Source organism: Pseudomonas sp. NMI760_13, from assembly GCF_021283245.1.
In the GTDB taxonomy this organism is placed as follows: domain Bacteria; phylum Pseudomonadota; class Gammaproteobacteria; order Pseudomonadales; family Pseudomonadaceae; genus Aquipseudomonas; species Aquipseudomonas peradeniyensis.
Genome location: NZ_JAJSRC010000078.1, coordinates 1 through 1,488 on the forward strand (window position 1 = coordinate 1; position 1,488 = coordinate 1,488).

Here is a 1,488-nt window from a genome sequence, read left to right on the forward strand (position 1 = left end):
GGCGTGCAGGTGCCGCACCGGGCCATCGCGCGCCTGGTGATCAACAACGGCTTTGCCGATTTCAACCGCCAGGACCGGGTGGCCTTCGCCTCCAACCCGGCGTTCGACGCCAGTACCCTGGAGGTCTGGGCGCCACTGCTCAACGGCGGCGCGGTGGTGGTGATCGACCAGGACCAGGTGCTGTCGCGCCAGGGCCTGCGCGAAGTGCTGCTGGAGCAGGGTGTCACCGTGCTGTGGCTGACCGCTGGCCTGTTCCATCAGTTCGCCGGCGATTTGCTGCCGGCGTTCCGAGAGCTTCGCTACCTGATGGTCGGTGGCGATGTGCTGGACCCGGCGGTGATTGCCCGGGTACTGCGCGAGGGCGCGCCGCAACACCTGCTCAATGGCTACGGCCCGACCGAAGCCACCACCTTCAGCACCACCCACGACATCACCGAGGTGGGCGAGGGCAGCATCCCGATTGGCAAGCCGATCGGCAACAGCCGCTGCTATGTGCTCGATGCTCGCCAGCAATTGCTGCCGGTGGGAGCGGTGGGCGAGTTGTATATCGCCGGTGACGGCGTGGCCATGGGGTATCTGGGCCAGCCGGAGCTGACCGCTGAGCGCTTCCTGCCGGATCCGTTCAACGGCGGCACGATGTACCGCAGCGGCGACCTGGTGAGCTGGCAGGCCGACGGCACCCTGCGTTACCTGGGACGCGCCGACCAGCAGGTCAAGCTGCGGGGCTTCCGTATCGAGCTGGGCGAGATCGAGGCACGCCTGGGCGAGTGCCCGGGTGTTCGCGACGCCGCCGTGATCGTGCGCGAGGATGTGCCGGGCGATAAGCGCCTGGTGGCCTATTTCACTGGCCATCAGGCAATCGCTGAACTGCACCAGCAACTGCAAGGCCAACTGCCGGACTACATGTTGCCGTCGGCCTATGTACAACTGGACGCGCTGCCGCTGACTGCCAACGGCAAGCTCGACCGCCGTGCCTTGCCGCAGCCGGGCAGCGACGCGTTGGTCAGCCGTGCCTTCGAGGCGCCGCAAGGTGAAATCGAAACCGCGCTGGCCGCGATCTGGGCCGAGGTGCTCAAGGTCGAACAAATCGGCCGCCATGACCACTTCTTCGAGCTGGGCGGCCACTCGCTGCTGGCGGTGAGCCTGATCGAGCGCATGCGCAAGGCCGGGCTGGATGCCGACGTGCGCGTGCTGTTTGCCCAGCCGACCCTGGCCGCGCTGGCGGCCGCGGTGGGCTCCGGACGTGAAGTGGCAGTGCCCGAGAACCGTGTGCCGCAAGGCGCGACGCAGATCACGCCGGACATGCTCAGCCTGATCGACCTGGACCAGGGCAGCATCGACCGTATCGTCGCCAGCGTGCCGGGTGGCGCGGGCAACGTGCAGGAAATCTACCCGCTGGCGCCCTTGCAGGAAGGCATTCTCTATCACCACCTCAGTGCCGAGCAGGGCGACCCGTACCTTTTGCAGTCACGCCTGGCCTTCGACAGC

Annotated in this window: 1 protein-coding gene; it reads left to right on the top strand. The window is 67.3% G+C overall.

Annotated elements, in window-relative coordinates:
* Positions 1-1,488: non-ribosomal peptide synthetase (locus LU671_RS29210; RefSeq protein ID WP_232857807.1), on the top strand; the 1,488-nt coding region annotated here is incomplete at both ends.